Annotated in this window: 13 protein-coding genes; 11 read left to right on the top strand and 2 right to left on the bottom strand. The window is 71.2% G+C overall.

Annotated features, from left to right (window positions below):
* The first annotated feature begins 335 nt into the window (after positions 1-335).
* Both fmt and P1P70_RS26015 read left to right on the top strand, forming a co-directional pair.
* A complete protein-coding gene (gene fmt, locus P1P70_RS26020; RefSeq protein WP_319241794.1) occupies positions 336-1,268 on the top strand; it encodes a methionyl-tRNA formyltransferase in 933 nt (310 codons plus the stop codon).
* A 204-nt stretch (positions 1,269-1,472) separates the two neighbouring features.
* Positions 1,473-2,900 carry an RsmB/NOP family class I SAM-dependent RNA methyltransferase gene (locus P1P70_RS26015; protein ID WP_319241791.1) on the top strand — a complete coding sequence of 476 codons (1,428 nt, stop codon included), beginning with the start codon at positions 1,473-1,475 and terminating at the stop codon, positions 2,898-2,900.
* A 12-nt stretch (positions 2,901-2,912) separates the two neighbouring features.
* Here the strand turns inward: P1P70_RS26015 and P1P70_RS26010 are convergent, their stop codons facing one another.
* Complete coding sequence (locus P1P70_RS26010; protein WP_319241789.1) at positions 2,913-5,063, bottom strand: MMPL family transporter; 2,151 nt, start codon at positions 5,061-5,063, stop codon at positions 2,913-2,915.
* Positions 5,064-5,224: 161 nt separating this feature from the next.
* Between P1P70_RS26010 and rpe the strand changes: the two genes are divergently transcribed.
* The 5 genes from rpe (at position 5,225) to P1P70_RS25985 (ending at position 11,144) form a co-directional block, all read left to right on the top strand.
* Positions 5,225-5,911 carry a ribulose-phosphate 3-epimerase gene (rpe, locus tag P1P70_RS26005; protein WP_319241787.1) on the top strand — a complete coding sequence of 229 codons (687 nt, stop codon included), beginning with the start codon at positions 5,225-5,227 and terminating at the stop codon, positions 5,909-5,911.
* Positions 5,912-6,070: 159 nt separating this feature from the next.
* A complete protein-coding gene (locus P1P70_RS26000; RefSeq protein ID WP_319241784.1) occupies positions 6,071-7,114 on the top strand; it encodes a sugar-binding domain-containing protein in 1,044 nt (347 codons plus the stop codon).
* 290 nt (positions 7,115-7,404) lie between these two features.
* On the top strand, positions 7,405-8,847 hold the full coding sequence (locus tag P1P70_RS25995; protein ID WP_319241782.1) for a GuaB1 family IMP dehydrogenase-related protein: 1,443 nt from the start codon (positions 7,405-7,407) through the stop codon (positions 8,845-8,847).
* 367 nt (positions 8,848-9,214) lie between these two features.
* On the top strand, positions 9,215-10,681 hold the full coding sequence (locus P1P70_RS25990) for an amino acid permease (protein WP_319241780.1): 1,467 nt from the start codon (positions 9,215-9,217) through the stop codon (positions 10,679-10,681).
* A 10-nt stretch (positions 10,682-10,691) separates the two neighbouring features.
* Positions 10,692-11,144 carry an Lrp/AsnC family transcriptional regulator gene (locus P1P70_RS25985; RefSeq protein ID WP_045557267.1) on the top strand — a complete coding sequence of 151 codons (453 nt, stop codon included), beginning with the start codon at positions 10,692-10,694 and terminating at the stop codon, positions 11,142-11,144.
* A 91-nt stretch (positions 11,145-11,235) separates the two neighbouring features.
* Here the strand turns inward: P1P70_RS25985 and P1P70_RS25980 are convergent, their stop codons facing one another.
* Entirely contained in the window at positions 11,236-11,976 is a 741-nt protein-coding gene (locus tag P1P70_RS25980; protein ID WP_319241777.1) for a GntR family transcriptional regulator, read from the bottom strand.
* Between the two features lie 227 nt (positions 11,977-12,203).
* On the opposite strand from P1P70_RS25980, the gene P1P70_RS25975 reads away from it, so the two are divergent.
* The 4 genes from P1P70_RS25975 to P1P70_RS25960 are packed head-to-tail and all read left to right on the top strand — an operon-like array spanning position 12,204 to position 16,170.
* Positions 12,204-13,358, top strand: a complete 1,155-nt coding sequence (locus P1P70_RS25975; protein WP_319241775.1) for an ABC transporter substrate-binding protein — start codon at positions 12,204-12,206, stop codon at positions 13,356-13,358.
* Positions 13,355-14,257, top strand: a complete 903-nt coding sequence (locus P1P70_RS25970) for an ABC transporter permease (protein WP_319241773.1) — start codon at positions 13,355-13,357, stop codon at positions 14,255-14,257. The genes P1P70_RS25975 and P1P70_RS25970 overlap by 4 nt, the downstream gene beginning before the upstream one ends.
* Positions 14,245-15,093: an ABC transporter permease gene (locus tag P1P70_RS25965; protein WP_319241771.1), complete on the top strand. Its 849-nt coding sequence runs from the start codon at positions 14,245-14,247 to the stop codon at positions 15,091-15,093. The genes P1P70_RS25970 and P1P70_RS25965 overlap by 13 nt, the downstream gene beginning before the upstream one ends.
* Before the next feature lie 3 nt (positions 15,094-15,096).
* Positions 15,097-16,170: an ABC transporter ATP-binding protein gene (locus P1P70_RS25960; protein WP_319241769.1), complete on the top strand. Its 1,074-nt coding sequence runs from the start codon at positions 15,097-15,099 to the stop codon at positions 16,168-16,170.
* Positions 16,171-16,174: the final 4 nt, after the last annotated feature.

The following is a 16,174-nucleotide window of genomic DNA, read 5'->3' as shown; positions in this document are numbered from 1 at the left end:
TTTTTTTTTTTTTAAAGTAAAGACCGCATACGTGTTTTTTGGCTGGCCGCGTGGGTTGGAGATTGGGTATAAGGGGCATATGCGTGGGGCGCGTGGGTGGGGGTGCGCCCCCGCTGCCGCTGGGCTCTGGCCTGGTTCTCCCACCCGCGCACCGCCGGTTGCTCCTTGGCCGAGAAGTACGGGTCTCCCGTGGGGGTTCCTCGCCGTCGGCGACCGCGGGCCGTCCGTGCGTGCCGCGGGCCGTCGGGGTGGTGCGGGTGGAACATAGACTGGGGTGTTGTCCCCGTTGTCGCGTGGGGCGTACGAACTTTTGTCCGAGAGGCCGTCAGACATCCATGAAGCTCGTCTTCGCCGGTACCCCAGAGGTCGCTGTTCCCGCGTTGGACGCCCTGATCGCGTCCGGGAGGCATGAGGTGGCCGCGGTCGTGACGCGGCCGGACGCTCCGGCGGGGCGGGGGCGGCGCCTGATCGCGAGCCCGGTGGCGCAGCGGGCGGAGGAGGCCGGCATCGAGGTGCTGAAGCCCCACCGGCCCCGGGACGAGGCGTTTCTGGCGCGGCTCCGGGAGATCGCGCCCGACTGCTGTCCCGTCGTCGCCTACGGGGCCCTGCTGCCCCGGGTCGCCCTCGACGTGCCCGTCCACGGCTGGGTCAACCTGCACTTCTCCCTGCTGCCCGCCTGGCGGGGCGCCGCGCCCGTGCAGCACTCGATCATGGCCGGCGACGAGATCACGGGGGCGTCCACCTTCCTGATCGAGGAGGGGCTCGACTCGGGGCCGGTGTACGGCACGGTCACCGAGGAGATCCGGCCGACCGACACGAGCGGGGATCTGCTGACCCGGCTCGCCTTCGCGGGCTCCGGGCTGCTCGCCGCCACGATGGACGGGATCGAGGACGGAGCCCTGAAGGCCGTGCCCCAGCCCGTCGACGGGATCACCCTCGCGCCGAAGATCACCGTGGAGGACGCCCGGATCGACTGGGCCACCCCCGCACTGCGCGTCGACCGGGTCGTGCGCGGTTGCACGCCCGCCCCGGGCGCGTGGACGACGTTCCGTGGGGAGCGGCTGAAGCTCGTCCAGGTCGTGCCGGTGCCCGAGCGGACCGAACTCGCCCCGGGGGCGCTCGAAGTCGGCAAGAACCACGTGTACGTGGGGACCGGGTCGTACGCCGTGGAACTGCTCTGGGTGCAGGCGCAGGGCAAGAAGCCGATGCGGGCCGCCGACTGGGCGCGCGGGGTGCGGATCGAGTCCGGCGAGTCGGTCGGAGACTGAGCGGCTCGGTCTTCCCGGTGCCCGGTGCCCGATGCCCGATGCCCGGTCCTCGATCCCCCATCCCCCATCCCCGATTCTCGATCCCTTTTCTCGCCAAGCCCGTCGTCGCCCTGCCCGCAGGCATCCACGGCCGACGCCCGGTGGTCCGCGCCCGCGGCGTACCCTGGCCGTGGTATCTCGTCCCGTATCCGGAGCACCTTTTTCGTGAGTGAGCAGTCCCGTCCGCGTAAGCCGGGCAAGCCGTACCGCCGTCCTCAGAAGGACCCCGTCCGTATGCTCGCCTTCGAGGCGCTCAGGGCCGTGGACGAACGGGACGCGTACGCGAACCTCGTCCTGCCGCCGCTGCTGCGCCGGGCTCGGGAGAAGGAGGGGCCCGAGAAGTTCGACGGCCGGGACGCGGCGCTGGCGACCGAGCTGGTGTACGGGACGCTGCGGCGGCAGGGGACGTACGACGCGGTCATCGCGGAGTGTGTGGACCGGCCCTTGCGTGAGGTCGACCCGCCGGTGCTCGATGTGCTGAGCCTCGGCGTGCACCAGCTGCTGGGCACCCGTATCCCGACGCACGCTGCCGTGTCCGCCTCCGTCGACCTCGCGCGCGTCGTGCTCGGCGACGGGCGGGCCAAGTTCGTGAACGCCGTGCTGCGCAAGGTCGCGCGGCACGACCTCGACGGCTGGCTGGAGCAGGTTGCGCCGCCCTATGAGGACGACCCTGAGGACCACCTCGCGGTCGTGCACTCGCATCCCCGCTGGGTCGTCTCCGCGCTGTGGGACTCTCTCGGCGGTGGGCGGGCCGGGATCGAGGATCTGTTGGAGGCCGACAACGAGCGGCCCGAGGTGACGCTCGTCGCCCGGCCGGGACGGTCCACCGCCGAGGAACTGCTCCGGGAGGAGGCCGCGGTGGCGGGGCGCTGGTCGCCGTACGCCGTGCGGCTCTCCGAGGGCGGGGAGCCGGGTGCCGTGGACGCCGTACGGGAGGGCCGTGCGGGTGTGCAGGACGAGGGCAGCCAGTTGGTGGCGCTCGCTCTCGCCAACGCCCCCTTGGAGGGTTCCGACAAGGCGTGGCTCGACGGGTGTGCCGGGCCCGGCGGCAAGGCCGCACTGCTCGCCGCCCTCGCCGCCGAGCGCGGGGCCGTGCTGCTCGCCTCCGAGAAGCAGCCGCACCGGGCCGGGCTGGTCGCCAAGGCGCTGGACGGCAATCCCGGGCCCTACCAGGTGATCGCCGCCGACGGGACGCGTCCGCCCTGGCGGCCGGGGGCGTTCGACCGGGTGCTGATGGACGTGCCCTGTACGGGGCTGGGGGCCCTGCGGCGGCGCCCCGAGGCGCGTTGGCGGCGGCGGCCCGAGGACCTGGACGGGTTCGCCCCGCTCCAGCGGGCGCTGCTGCGGACCGCGCTGGAGTCCGTACGGGTCGGCGGGGTCGTCGGCTATGCCACCTGCTCGCCGCATCTCGCCGAGACCCGCGCGGTCGTCGACGACGTGCTCAAGCAGTACGGCGGCGCGGCCGATCTGATCGACGCGCGGCCCCTGCTGGAGGGCGTACCGGCGCTGGGCGAGGGGCCCGACGTCCAGCTGTGGCCGCACCTGCACGGGACGGACGCCATGTATCTGGCCCTCATCCGCCGGGTCGCGTGACGTTCCACCCTGTCAGCCGTCCGGCCCGGCGGTGCTTCCCACCGGTTCCTTCGGCGGCGGCGGTGTGCCGCCGTCCTCCCGGGCCAGCCGGTGGGGCCACCACACCTTCGGGCCGACGTCCAGGAACAGGGCCGTGACCAGCACGGAGCGGACGATGAAGGTGTCCAGGAGGACGCCCAGGGCGACCGCGAAGCCGATCTCGGCGAAGGCGACCATGGGGAGTGTGCCCAAGGCGGCGAAGGTGCCGGCGAGGACCAGGCCGGCCGAGGTGATCACCGCGCCGGTCGTCGCCAGGCCCGTCACCACGGCCTTGCGGGTGCCCTGGCGGGCGGCCTCCTCGCGGATACGGGTGGTCAGGAAGATGTTGTAGTCGATGCCCAGGGCGACCAGGAACACGAAGACGAACAGGGGGAAGTCGGTCGACTCGCCCGCGTAGTCGAAGAGGTGTCTGAAGGCGAGCGCGCTGAGGCCCAGCGCGGCGGCGAAGGACAGGATCACCGTCCCGATCAGCAGGAGCGGGGCGATCAGGGCGCGGAGCAGGGCGCAGAGGATCAGCAGAACCACGATCAGCACCAGCGGGATGATCAGGATGTTGTCGTGGGTGGTCGCCTCGTCCATGTCCAGCAGGGACGCCGTACCACCGCCGACCTGGGCGTCGGTGTCCGGCACCTCGTGGACGGCGTCCCGGACCCGCTCGACGGTGTCCTTCGCGGCCTCGCTGTCGGCAGGGTCGGACATGGTCGCCTCGAAGAGGACCTTGCCGTCGTTCGCGGGTTTCGTGCCGGGTGGCAGACCGAGTGAGTCGGGCACGACCCCTTCCGTGTCGGCGACGACCCGGCCCACCTCCCGGGCCTGCGCCTGGTTGCTGATGATCACCAGGGGATCGCCGCTGCCCGCCGGGAAATAGCGAGCGGATACTTCCTGGCCGACGATCGAGTCCGGTTTGCCGGTGAAGGCGTCGGCGTTGCTGATGCCTTCCGCGCGCAGCTGGATCAGGCCCAGCGAGCACAGCGCGAGGGCGGCCGCCGTCGCCACCCAGACCGTCCGGGGGCGGCGGGAGAAACGGTGGCCCATCCGGGCCCACACACCCCGCTCGGTGGGGTCGGCGCTGCCGAGGTGCGGGATCACCGGCCAGAAGATCCAGCGGCCGAAGATCACCAGTAGCGCGGGGAACAGCGTCATCATCGCGAGCAGCGCGACCGCCACCCCGATGGCCGCCACCGGACCCAGACCGCTCGTGGAGTTCATCTCGGCGGCCAGCAGCACCAGCATGCTCAGCACCACCGTCGCGCCGGACGCCAGCACCGCCGGGCCCGCCCGGTGCAGGGCGAGGGCCATCGCCTCGTGGCGGTCCTCGTGACGGCGCAGCTCCTCGCGGTAGCGGGCCACGAGCAGCAGGGCGTAGTCGGTGCCCGCGCCGAAGACGAGGACGGTGAGGATGCCGGCGCTCTGTCCGTTCACGGTCAGACCGGCGTGTTCCGCGAGCAGATAGATCAGGGCCTGGGCCGTGAACAGGGCCGCGATGACCGCGAGCAGCGGCACCAGGATGAGGGTCGGGCTGCGGTAGGTGAGCAGGAGCATCACGATGACGACGGCCATCGCCGAGAGCAGCAGTGTCGAGTCGATGCCCTCGAAGGCTTCCGAGAAGTCGGCGGACGTACCGCCCGGGCCCGTGATGTGCACGGACATCCCGTTGGCGCCCTCGCCCACATCGTCCCGGATCGAGTCGACCGCGGGCGCGATCCGCTCCCAGCCCTTCTCGTCCATCGTGATCGGCACGTAGACCTGGGCGGCCCTGGGGTCGACCGCGCGGTCGTAGACAGGGCCGCGGGTCTGATCGCCGATGATCTTGTGGTCGGTCAGCTGCTTGAGCTCCCGTACGTCCGCCTCGATCGTCGCCCGGTCCTCGGGGGTCAGGCCGCTCTCCCGGGTGTAGACGACCACGGCCGGGATCTGCTCGGGCCGGAAGCCCTCGGAGATCTCCAGGACCTGGGTGGACTCCGCCGAGCCCGGCAGCCACGAGGCGGCGTCGTTGTCCTGCGCGTCCGTGAGCTTCGTGGCGAACGGCGCCACCACGAACAGCACCACCAGCCACAGCCCCAGCACGATCCACTTGGCGCGCTGCCCGCAGACGAGATGCCCGATGCCCCGGTTGCCTGTCATGCCCACCTCCAGGGTCGCGCCCGGTAAGGGGCGCGGGGCAGAGACATATGCGGCTCCGCCGCGTGGGTGCGAGCGACCACGACGGGCCCGCGGCCGACGAACCACCGTCTACACCCCGGACCGATGCCCGCAACCCCCGGAGGGCATGGCAGGCTTGGCCCATGGCCGCGCAGATCAACCCCAGCATCCTGTCCGCCGACTTCGCCCGTCTCGCCGACGAGGCGAAGGCGGTCGAGGGAGCCGACTGGCTCCATGTAGACGTGATGGACAACCATTTCGTCCCGAACCTCACGCTCGGTGTGCCGGTCGTAGAGTCCCTGGCCCGTGCGACGGATACGCCGCTGGACTGCCATCTGATGATCGAGGCCCCCGATCGGTGGGCGCCCCAGTACGTGGAAGCGGGTGCCGGTTCCGTCACCTTCCACGTGGAGGCGGCCGCCGCACCGGTGCGGCTCGCCCGCGAGATCCGGGCCAAGGGTGCCAAGGCCTCCATGGCGCTCAGGCCCGCTACGCCGATCGAGCCGTTCGAGGACCTGCTGCCCGAGCTCGACATGGTGCTGATCATGACGGTCGAACCGGGCTTCGGAGGCCAGGCCTTTCTCGACATCATGCTCCCGAAGATCCGCCGGACCCGCGAGTTGATCAGCAAGCACGGCCTCGACCTGTGGCTCCAGGTCGACGGCGGCGTCGCCGCGTCCACCATCGAGCGCTGCGCCGAGGCGGGTGCGGACGTCTTCGTGGCAGGTTCCGCGGTGTACGGGGCCGAGGACCCGGCCGAGGCGGTTCGCGCGCTGCGGGCGCAGGCGGAGGCCGCGACGGCGACGGCGGGCTGGGCCTGCGGCCACTGAATGCCGGCCCTTCGGCCACTGAATTGCGGAGGAACGCCCGGGCGAACGCCGAGGCCGACGGGGCACGTCGTGCGTCCAGAGGGCCAAGGAAACGTGAACGCCGTTCCTTCGGGCTGATCGAAAACGTCGGATCTGCAAGGATGAACGGCGTATCCATGTGTGAAGAGCAGTGAGGAGATGACCGTGTCGGGTATGTCGGCGGGCCGGTCAGCCATGCGGATGGGACCCGCTGAGCTGGTTCAGGCGGCGGCCATGGCACGCCGTTTCTACCTCGAGGGCAAGTCCAAGATCCAGATCGCCGAGGAGTTCGGCGTGAGCCGCTTCAAGGTGGCCCGGGTCCTGGAGACCGCCCTCGAGAGGGATCTCGTACGGATCGAGATCCGTGTCCCGGCGGAGCTGGACGCGGAGCGTTCCGACGCGCTGCGGGCCCGGTACGGCCTGCGGCACGCCGTGGTCGTCGAGTCCCCGGCAGACGCCGAGGAGTCCCCCGACCCGGAGAACCTCGGCGAGGTCGCCGCGGACCTGCTCGGCGAACTGGTCAACGAGGGCGATGTGCTCGGGCTGGCCTGGGGCCGCTCCACCATCCACATGGCGGCGGCCCTGGACCGCCTGCCGCCCTGCACGGTGGTGCAGTTGACGGGCGTGTACGACGCCGGGACCGCCGAGCGCGGCTCGGTCGAGGCGGTACGGCGGGCCGCGCAGGTGTCGGGCGGCGACGCCCACCCCATCTATGCGCCGATGCTGCTGCCGGACGCGGCCACCGCGGCCGCGCTGCGCCACCAGACCGGGATCGCGCGGGCCTTCGAGTACTTCGACAAGGTCACGGTCGCCTGCGTCTCCATCGGGTCCTGGGAGGCCGGCATCTCCACGGTGCACGACATGCTCAGCGACGAGGAGCGGGGGCACTACGCCTCCCTCGGGGTCGCCGCCGAGATGTCGGCGCACCTCTTCGACGCCGACGGCCGCCGGGTCGGGCGCGACCTCGGCGAGCGGTGCATCACGGTCAAGGCCGACCAGCTCCGCCGAATCCCCGAGGTCGTCGCGATCGCGGGCGGGCAGCGGAAGGCTGCCGCGATCGATGCCGTGCTGCGGTCGGGGCTGGTGACCAGCCTCGTCACCGACACGTCCGCGGCGGACTATCTGTTGATGGCCGGTCAGACGCCTCGGCCGACGCTGAACCGGGCGGATCCGGACGGGGTGTAGCGCTCCGCTCGGACGGGCGATAGGTCCGCTCTGCGGGGCGTGGGAGCCTCTGCCGGGTTGGGGTCTGGGGGCGGCCGCGGGTTGTGTGGGGTTGATCGCGCAGTTCCCCGCGCCCCTCGCGGGGCGCGGATCGTGCTCGCTCTCGGAGGATCCTCCTAGGCCGCCCACCGCCCCTTGGGATGATCCGTCGGGGCCGCTCATACCCGTCGACATGGGACAATGAGGTACGTGCTCTTCCCCCTGGCGGTCCTGTCAGGGGGTCACCTCTGATCGACCGGGATGTGCGGCACGTGCGTTTCCTCAATGACATCCAGCCCGCGTACGACCTGACGTACGACGACGTCTTCATGGTCCCGAGCCGTAGCGCCGTCGGATCGCGGCAGGGCGTGGACCTGGCCTCCCCGGACGGCACGGGCACCACCATCCCGCTCGTCGTCGCCAACATGACCGCCATCGCCGGCCGCCGGATGGCCGAGACGGTCGCCCGTCGCGGTGGCCTGGTGGTCATCCCGCAGGACATCCCGATCGAGGTCGTCACCGACGTCATCTCCTGGGTGAAGAGCCGCCACCTCGTGCTCGACACCCCGATCGTGCTGAATCCCCACCAGACGGTCGCCGACGCGCTGGCCCTGCTGCCGAAGCGCGCGCACAACGCGGGCGTCGTCGTCGACGAGGCGCTCCGGCCCGTCGGTGTCGTCACCGACGCGGACCTCACCGGCGTCGACCGCTTCACCCAGCTCGAAGTCGTCATGTCCCGGGACCTGTTGCTCCTGGACGCCGACATCGACCCGCGTGAGGCCTTCAACCGCCTCGACGCGGCCAACCGCCGGTACGCCCCCGCCGTCGACCGGGACGGCCGTCTCGCGGGCATCCTGACCCGCAAGGGCGCGCTCCGCGCCACGCTGTACAGCCCCGCCGTCGACGCGAACGGCAAGCTGCGGGTCGCCGCCGCCGTCGGCGTCAACGGCGACTTCGTGGGCAAGGCCGAGCAGTTGCTCGACGCGGGCGTCGACACGCTCGTCATCGACACCGCGCACGGCCACCAGGAGTCGATGATCAACGCGATCAAGCTGGTGCGCGATCTCGACCCCCGGGTGCCGATCGTGGCCGGCAACATCGTGGCCGCCGAGGGTGTGCGGGACCTGATCGAGGCCGGCGCGGACATCATCAAGGTCGGTGTCGGGCCCGGCGCGATGTGCACGACCCGCATGATGACCGGGGTCGGACGGCCGCAGTTCTCCGCCGTCCTGGAGTGCGCGGCCGAGGCGAAGAAGTACGGGAAGCACGTGTGGGCCGACGGCGGTGTGCGCCACCCCCGCGATGTCGCCATGGCCCTGGCCGCGGGCGCGTCCAACGTGATGGTCGGGTCGTGGTTCGCGGGGACGTACGAGTCGCCGGGCGACCTCCAGCAGGACGCCGGAGGGCGGCTGTACAAGGAGTCGTTCGGGATGGCGTCCGCGCGGGCGGTGCGTAACCGGACGAGCGAGGAGTCGGCCTACGACCGGGCGCGCAAGGCGCTGTTCGAGGAGGGCATCTCGACGTCGCGGATGTTCCTGGATCCGGCTCGGCCGGGGGTCGAGGATCTGATCGACTCGGTGATCGCGGGGGTGCGGTCTTCTTGCACGTACGCGGGGGCCGGGTCGCTGGCGGAGTTCGCGGAGCGGGCTGTGGTGGGGATTCAGAGTGCGGCGGGGTACGCGGAGGGTAAGCCGTTGCATGCGAGTTGGAATTAGGGGCGCCTGAGGGCTCGGTGGGAGCTGTGCGTCGGCGGGTGCGGGCTCGTCGTGGCTTGTCGCGCCCACGCGGCGGAGCCGCATATCGAATGCAGCCCCGCGCCCCTGGCCATGGCTGCCGTTTCCCTCTTCCTGACAGCGCACGCGACAGTCTGAAACCCGTCGTGCAACGAAGCTTCGCGCACCCGCCGGTAACGCAACGATCTTGCGTGAGTGCGCAAGGTTGCCGCATTACGCTCGCGAAGCTCTGGCTCATAGGGTCATGCGCTGTACGTGGCGTGGCGGGGACCTCCTGCTCGGTGGCCCCCTGCTGTTCGGTGCTGTCGGTCCTCACCCGCCCTGACCGGCAGCGATGAAGGAGCCACGCGTGCTCGACCAAGGCGCACCCCCGCAGCATGAGAATCGGTCCGCCCCGCCCGCCAGAGGCCTGGGGGCGGGGCTGATGCGCCGCAAGCCCGTGGAACGCCTGGTCGCGGAGGGCGGCCAGGGCGAGGGAGGGTCGCTGCGGCGGACCCTCGGACTGTGGCAGCTGACGATGATCAGCATCGGCGCCACGCTCGGCACCGGCATCTTCGTCGTCCTCGGCGAGGCCGTCCCCAAGGCCGGTCCCGCCGTCACCCTCTCCTTCGTGATCGCCGGTCTCACCGCGCTGTTCTCCGCGCTGTCGTACGCGGAACTGGCCGGCACCATCCCCGTCTCCGGCTCCTCCTACTCGTACGCGTACGCAACGATGGGCGAGCTGGTCGCCTGGGTCTGCGGCTGGTGCCTGGTGCTGGAGTACGGGGTGTCGGTGTCGGCCGTCGCCGTCGGCTGGGGCGAGTACCTCAACGAGCTGCTGGACGGGACCCTCGGCGTGACCATCCCTGCCGCGCTCTCCGCGCCGCCCGGCGACGGGGGAATCTTCAACCTGCCCGCGCTGATCGTCGTCCTGCTCGCGATGGCGTTCCTGCTGGGCGGCGCCCGGGAGTCGGCGCGGGCCAACACGATCATGGTCGTGGTGAAGATCGCCGCCCTGCTGCTCTTCTGCCTCATCGGTCTCCAGGGCTTCCGCTCCGGCAACTACGAGAACTTCATGCCGCTCGGCATGGCGGGCGTCAGCGCGGCCGGGGCCACGCTCTTCTTCTCGTACATCGGGTTCGACGCGGCCTCGACCGCCGGTGAGGAGGCGAAGAACGCGCAGCGCGACCTGCCGCGCGCCATCATGCTGTCGCTGGTCATCGTCACCGCGCTGTACGTGCTGGTCGCCGCCGTCGCGATCGGGGCGCGGCCCTGGGAGGGGTTCGGCGAGTCCGAGGCCGCGCTCGCCGGGATCATGAAGGACGTCACCGGGGACGCGTTCTGGGGCACGCTGCTGGCGGCCGGAGCCGTCATCGCCATCGCGAGCGTGGTGCTCACCGTGCTGTACGGACAGACCCGCATCCTGTTCGCCATGTCCCGGGACGGGCTCGTCCCCAAGGTGTTCTCGCGGGTCCACCCCAGGACCGGTACGCCGCGCGTCAACACCGTGATCGTCTCGCTGTTCTGCGGTGTGCTCGCCGCCGCGATTCCGCTGGGGCAACTGGCGGACGCCACGAGCATCGGTACGCTGTTCGCGTTCGCGCTGGTCAACGTGGCGGTCGTGGTGCTGCGGCGGACGCGGCCCGACATGCCGCGGACTTTCCGGGTGCCGCTGTCGCCGGTGCTGCCCGCGCTGGGATTCGCGTTCTGCGTCTGGATGATGGGGAGCCTCGACAGCGTGACCTGGGTCGTCTTCGGGGTCTGGATGGCCGCCGGGCTCGTGTTCTACTTCAGTTACGGCTATCGCCGTTCCCGTCTCGCGACTCCAGAGAAGTGATCCACCCGCAGTGCTGAACGATCTCGACGAACGCATCGTGCACGCCCTCGCCGAGGACGCCCGCCGCTCCTACTCCGACATCGGCCAACTCGTGGGCCTCTCCGCGCCCGCGGTGAAGCGCCGGGTGGACCGGCTGCGGGCGACCGGGGCGATCACCGGATTCACCGTCCGGGTGGACCCCGCCGCGCTCGGGTGGGAGACCGAGGGGTTCGTCGAGATCTACTGCCGGCGCAACACCTCGCCGGAGACGATCCAGCGGGGGCTGGAGCGGTATCAGGAGGTCGTGGCCGCCTCCACCGTCACCGGGGAGGCCGATGCGGTGGTTCAGGTGTTCGCTTCTGATATGCGGCACTTCGAGCGGGTGTTGGAGCGGATCGCTGGAGAGCCGTTCGTCGAGCGGACCAAGTCGGTGTTGGTGCTGTCGCCGTTGTTGCGGAGGTTCTCTTCAGGATCGCCTGCCTGAGAGCTCGGGGCGGCCGGTTCATTGGCGGGTGCGGGTGCGTCGTGGCTTGTCGCGCAGTTCCCCGCGCCCCTGGGTGGCCGGATTTTTCAAGTCACTCCGCGGTCTTCCTCGCCAGTGCGTTGTTGCCGATCGAGTTGTGGACGCTGAAGCTCACCGCGTCCGGGCGGTAGCGGTCGTCGGACCACTCCACCGGGCGGCCCTCGCGGGTGGTGGTGACCCGCCGGACCCGCAGGAGGGGACTGGTGCGGCGCACGGTGAGGAGCTCGGCGTCCCGGGCGCCGGCCGCCACGGCGTCGATGACGTGCTCCCCGTAGGCGAAGACCAGGCCCGTGTCGTCGAGCAGGCGCTGGGTCACCGAGGGGCAGTCCGCCTCGATGGACTCGACGGCCGGGGAGATCCAGTCGGCGTAGACCGTGCGCTCCAGCAACACGGGCTGCCCGTCGAGACCGCGCAGCCGCAGCACGTGCAGCACCCGGGCGTTCGGGGCGAGCTGGAGGCGTACGCGGTCTTCGGCGCCGGCCGTCCGGTACTCCTGCGTGATCACCCGGCCCGTCGCCTCGCGGCCCATCGCGCGCGCCCACTGGGCGAAGCTGCGCAGCTCCGCGAAGCTCTGACTGCGGCGGCCGGCCAGGACCACACGGCGGGCACCCTGACGTGAGCCGATGAGGCCCTCAGCGGTCAGGGTCGCCACCGCCTGGCGGACGGTGCCGCGTGAGACGCCGTAGCGGGCCGCGAGATCGGTCTCCGGCGGCAGCAGACTGCCCACCGTGTACTCCTCACGGTCGATCGCCCGCCGCAGCGCCTCGGCGATCTCCTCGTGTCGCGCCGCCATGGTCCCCCTCCGCTGGTCCGGTCGCCCGCTGTGCACAGCGCGACCAGCCTAACGACGTGGGGAAGGGGGCGCCGAACGCGGCCTTCCGCCAGGGATTGTGTGGGAAAACGTGCACGAGTATTTCGCCGCCGTTTACGTGCGTGATATGAAGCGCGGACCTAATGAGGCCAACTTGTTCAGACAAGTGCTCCACCCAGATCGTCCCTGCGCGTACCCCTGGAGAGCCCGTGAACCTCTTCCTGCCGAGAACCGCCGTACTCGGTGGCAGCCTCGCCGTCGCCGCCGCACTCACCCTCAGCGCCTGTGGCGCGGCCCCCGAGAGCACGACCACCGCCGACGGCAAGAGCGCGGCCACCGCGACCTCGGCCGAGGACTTCGGCGGCATGGACGCGCTGATCGAGGCGGCCAAGAAGGAGGGCAAGCTCAACGCGATCGCCCTGCCCCGTGACTGGGCCAACTACGGCGCGCTGATCGACGGCTTCGAGAAGAAGTACGGCATCAAGATCGAGGTGGAGAACCCGGACGGCGCCAGCCAGGACGAGATCAACGCCGTCACCTCCCGCAAGGGACAGGACCGCGCGCCCGACGTGCTCGACCTCGGCAGCTCCTTCGCCATCAGCGCCGCCCAGCAGGGGCTGCTCGCGCCCTACAAGGTGGCCGCCTTCGCCGACATCCCCGAGGGCCAGAAGGACCCGAAGGGCCAGTGGTACAACGACTACGGCGGCTACATATCCATCGGGTGCGACGCCAAGCGGGTCAAGGAGTGCCCGGAGACCTTCGCCGACCTGCTGCAGCCGAAGTACAAGGGACAGGTCGCCCTCAACGGCAACCCCACCAAGTCCGGGTCGGCCTTCGGCGGCGTCTGGGCGGCCTCGCTGGCCAGCGGCGGTTCGTTCGACGACATCCAGCCCGGCCTCGACTTCTTCGCCAAGCTCAAGAAGAACGGCAACTACACGCCCGTCGAGTCGACACCGGCCACCGTCGAGAAGGGCGAGACGCCCATCAGCATCGACTGGGACTACCTGAACGCCGGGTACGCCGACGAGTTCAAGTCCAAGGGCGTCGACTGGAAGGTCGTCGTCCCGGAGGACGGCAAGTTCTCGCAGTACTACTCCCAGGCCATCAACAAGGACGCCCCGCACCCGGCCACCGCCCGCCTCTGGCAGGAGTACCTCTACAGCGCCGAGGGCCAGAACCTGTGGCTCGCCGGCTACGCCCGCCCGGCCCTGATGCCCGCCATGGAGAAGGCCGGCACGCTGGACGAGAAGGCCGCCGCCAAGCTGCCGAAGGTGTCGGGCACCCCCGAGTTCCCGACCGAGGAGCAGCAGACCAAGGCCAAGGACGCGCTCGCGCAGGGCTGGGCCAAGGCGGTCTCCGGGTGACCGCCGTCGCCACCGGGGCCGACCCGGCGCTCGGGGCCGCCGCTTCCGTGAAGCGGCGGCCCCGCTCCGGCGGCTGGCTCGCCGTGCTCCCGCTGCTGGCCTTCGTCGCGATCGCCTTCGGGCTGCCCGCCGTCGCCATGCTGAACGGCGCGTTCACCGTCAAGGACCCGGCGACGGGCGCCACGTCGTACACCACGGCGAACATGTCGGCCTCCGTACAAGGGGCCTACCTCACGGCCATGCTCGGCAGTGTGAAGCTGTCCGCCGTCGCGGCCGGGCTCGCCGCCGTCCTCGGGCTGCCGCTCGCCCAGGCCGTGGTGACCTCCCGCTTCCCGGCGCTGCGCGAGGCCGTGCTCACCGCCTCCGGGGTGCTCGCCAACTTCGGCGGGGTCCCGCTCGCCTTCGCGTTCGTCGCCACCCTCGGCAACTCCGGTGTGCTGACCAGGCAGTTGGGCCTCACGGACAAGGGCTGGGACCTCTACAGCTTCTGGGGCCTGGTCATCGTCTACCTGTACTTCCTGATCCCGCTGATGGTCCTCACCATCACCCCCGCCCTCGACGGACTGCGCGTCCAGTGGCGGGAGGCCGCCCAGAACAACGGCGCCACCGGCCTGCAGTACTGGCTCCACGTGGCCCTGCCCGTGCTCGCGCCCTCGCTGCTCGGCGGGCTGGTCCTGCTCTTCGGCAGCGCCTTCGCGGCGTACGCCACCGCCGCGGCCATGGTGGGCAGCTCGATCCCGCTGGTCACCCTGCAGATCGCCGACGCCATCTCCGGCAACGTCCTGGTCGGCCAGGAGAACGTGGCGCTAGCCCTCAGCCTCGACATGGTCCTGATCGCCGGGCTGGTCATGGCCGTCTACCTGCCCCTGCAACGACGGAGTGCGCGATGGCTGGCCTGAACCCGGGGCGCCCGTCGGCGCGCCGCCCGGCCCTGTGGCGTCCGCTCGTGTTCGCCTGCGCCGGGCTGTACTTCCTCGTCCCGCTCGCCGCCTCCGTGATCTTCACGGTCGACGTACCCGGCGAGGGAATCACCTTCGACGCCTACACGCAGATCCTCGGCACCGACGGCTTCGTCTCCAGCCTGCTGCTGTCGCTGGAGCTGGCCGCCGCGACCATCGCCGTCGTGCTGCTGCTGATGGTGCCCGCCATGGTCGCGCTGCGGCTCGGCGCCCCCAGACTGCGGCCCGTCGTCGAGGTGGTGTGCGCCCTGCCGCTGGTGGTGCCGCCGATCGCGTTCGTCGCCGGCCTCGGCACCGTCCTCAAGTGGGGGCCCGAACACCTCTCCCGGACCCCGCTGTTCCAGACCTTCGTCGCCGTCCAGAACCCCGACTTCCCCGTGGTGCTGGTCCTCGCCTACGTCGTGATGGCGCTGCCCTTCGTGCACCGGGCACTGGACGCGGGGCTGCGCGCCATGGACGTACGCACCCTCGTGGAGGCCGCCCGCAGCTGCGGGGCGAGCTGGCCGCAGGCGCTGGTGCGGGCCGTCCTGCCGAACCTGCGCGGGGCACTGCTCAACTCCGCCTTCCTCACCCTGGCGCTCGTGCTCGGCGAGTTCACCGTCGCCCAACTGCTGGGCTTCCGGCCGTTCGCCGTGTGGATCGTCAACGTCAGCGGCTCGCAAGCCCAGCTGTCCGTGGCCGTCTCGGTGCTCAGCCTCCTCGTCACCTGGGCCATGCTCCTCGCGCTCGCCTCCTTCGGCGGACGTACCCGAACCGCTTCCGCCTCCCGGGGATGAACCATGACCGTGCTTGAGAAGACCGCGACCGACACCGCCGCCACCGTCGAATTCCGGGGCCTGCGCCGGGAGTTCGGCGCCACCGTCGCCCTCGACGGCCTCGACCTGACCGTCCGCCCCGGCGAACTGCTCGCCCTGCTCGGTCCCTCCGGCTGCGGCAAGACCACCGCCCTGCGGATGCTCGCCGGCTTCGAACACCCCGACGCCGGTGAGGTGCTGGTCGACGGCGAGGACGTGACCCGCGTCCCGGCCCACCGGCGCGACGCCGGCATGGTCTTCCAGTCGTACAGCCTCTTCCCGCACCTCAGCGCCCTCGACAACGTGGCCTTCGGGCTGCGCATGCGCAAGGTGCGCACGGCCGAACGACGATCCCGGGCAGCGGAGTTGCTCGATCTCGTGGGCCTCGCCGACAAGGGCGCCCAGTACCCCCACCAGCTCTCCGGCGGCCAGCAGCAGCGCGTCGCCCTCGCCCGGGCGCTGGCCCTGCGGCCCCGCGTGCTGCTGCTCGACGAACCGCTCTCCGCCCTCGACGCCAAGGTGCGGCTCACCCTCCGCGAGGAGATCCGCCGGCTCCAGCAGGAGCTGGGCATCACCACCCTCTTCGTGACGCACGACCAGGAGGAGGCGCTGTCCATGGCCGACCGGGTCGCGGTGATGCACGCCGGACGGCTCGAACAGTGCGCCACCCCGGTCGAGTTGTACAGCCGCCCGGCCACCGCCTTCGTCGCCGAGTTCGTCGGCACGATGAGCCGGATCCCGGGCCGGCTCGACGGCACCACCGTCGAGGTCCTCGGCCGACGGCTCCCCGTGGACGGCACGGTGCCGGACGCCGCGGACGTGGACGTCCTGGTACGGCCGGAAGCGGTCGGCGTACGGGCGGACGGCACCGGAGCCGCCCGCGTCGTCGCCACCGCGTTCCTCGGCGCCGCCATCCGCCTCACCGTACGGCTCGCCGACGGAACCGAGGTCAAGGCCGACCTGCCCGCCCACGAGGCGGCGGCCCTCGGCGCCGGAAGCTCCGTGACCGTCAGCCTCCCCGAGCGGCCGGTACTCGTCGCGGCCCGCCCCGCCACCTGACACG

It is taken from the genome of Streptomyces sp. MB09-02B (genome assembly GCF_033794485.1).
In the GTDB taxonomy this organism is placed as follows: Bacteria; Actinomycetota; Actinomycetes; order Streptomycetales; family Streptomycetaceae; genus Streptomyces.
The sequence above is the reverse complement of the archived record's forward strand: the minus strand, read 5'-3'. Positions and strand labels throughout refer to the sequence as shown.

Excerpts from the sequence above, each read along its gene's own strand:
- rpe (WP_319241787.1), top strand. The coding sequence starts at position 5,225 with ATGGCCGCGCAGATCAACCCCAGCATCCTGTCCGCCGACTTCGCCCGT.
- P1P70_RS25980 (WP_319241777.1), bottom strand. The coding sequence starts at position 11,976 with ATGGCGGCGCGACACGAGGAGATCGCCGAGGCGCTGCGGCGGGCGATC.
- P1P70_RS25960 (WP_319241769.1), top strand. The coding sequence starts at position 15,097 with ATGACCGTGCTTGAGAAGACCGCGACCGACACCGCCGCCACCGTCGAA.
- P1P70_RS25965 (WP_319241771.1), top strand. The coding sequence starts at position 14,245 with ATGGCTGGCCTGAACCCGGGGCGCCCGTCGGCGCGCCGCCCGGCCCTG.
- P1P70_RS26010 (WP_319241789.1), bottom strand. The coding sequence starts at position 5,063 with ATGACAGGCAACCGGGGCATCGGGCATCTCGTCTGCGGGCAGCGCGCC.
- fmt (WP_319241794.1), top strand. The coding sequence starts at position 336 with ATGAAGCTCGTCTTCGCCGGTACCCCAGAGGTCGCTGTTCCCGCGTTG.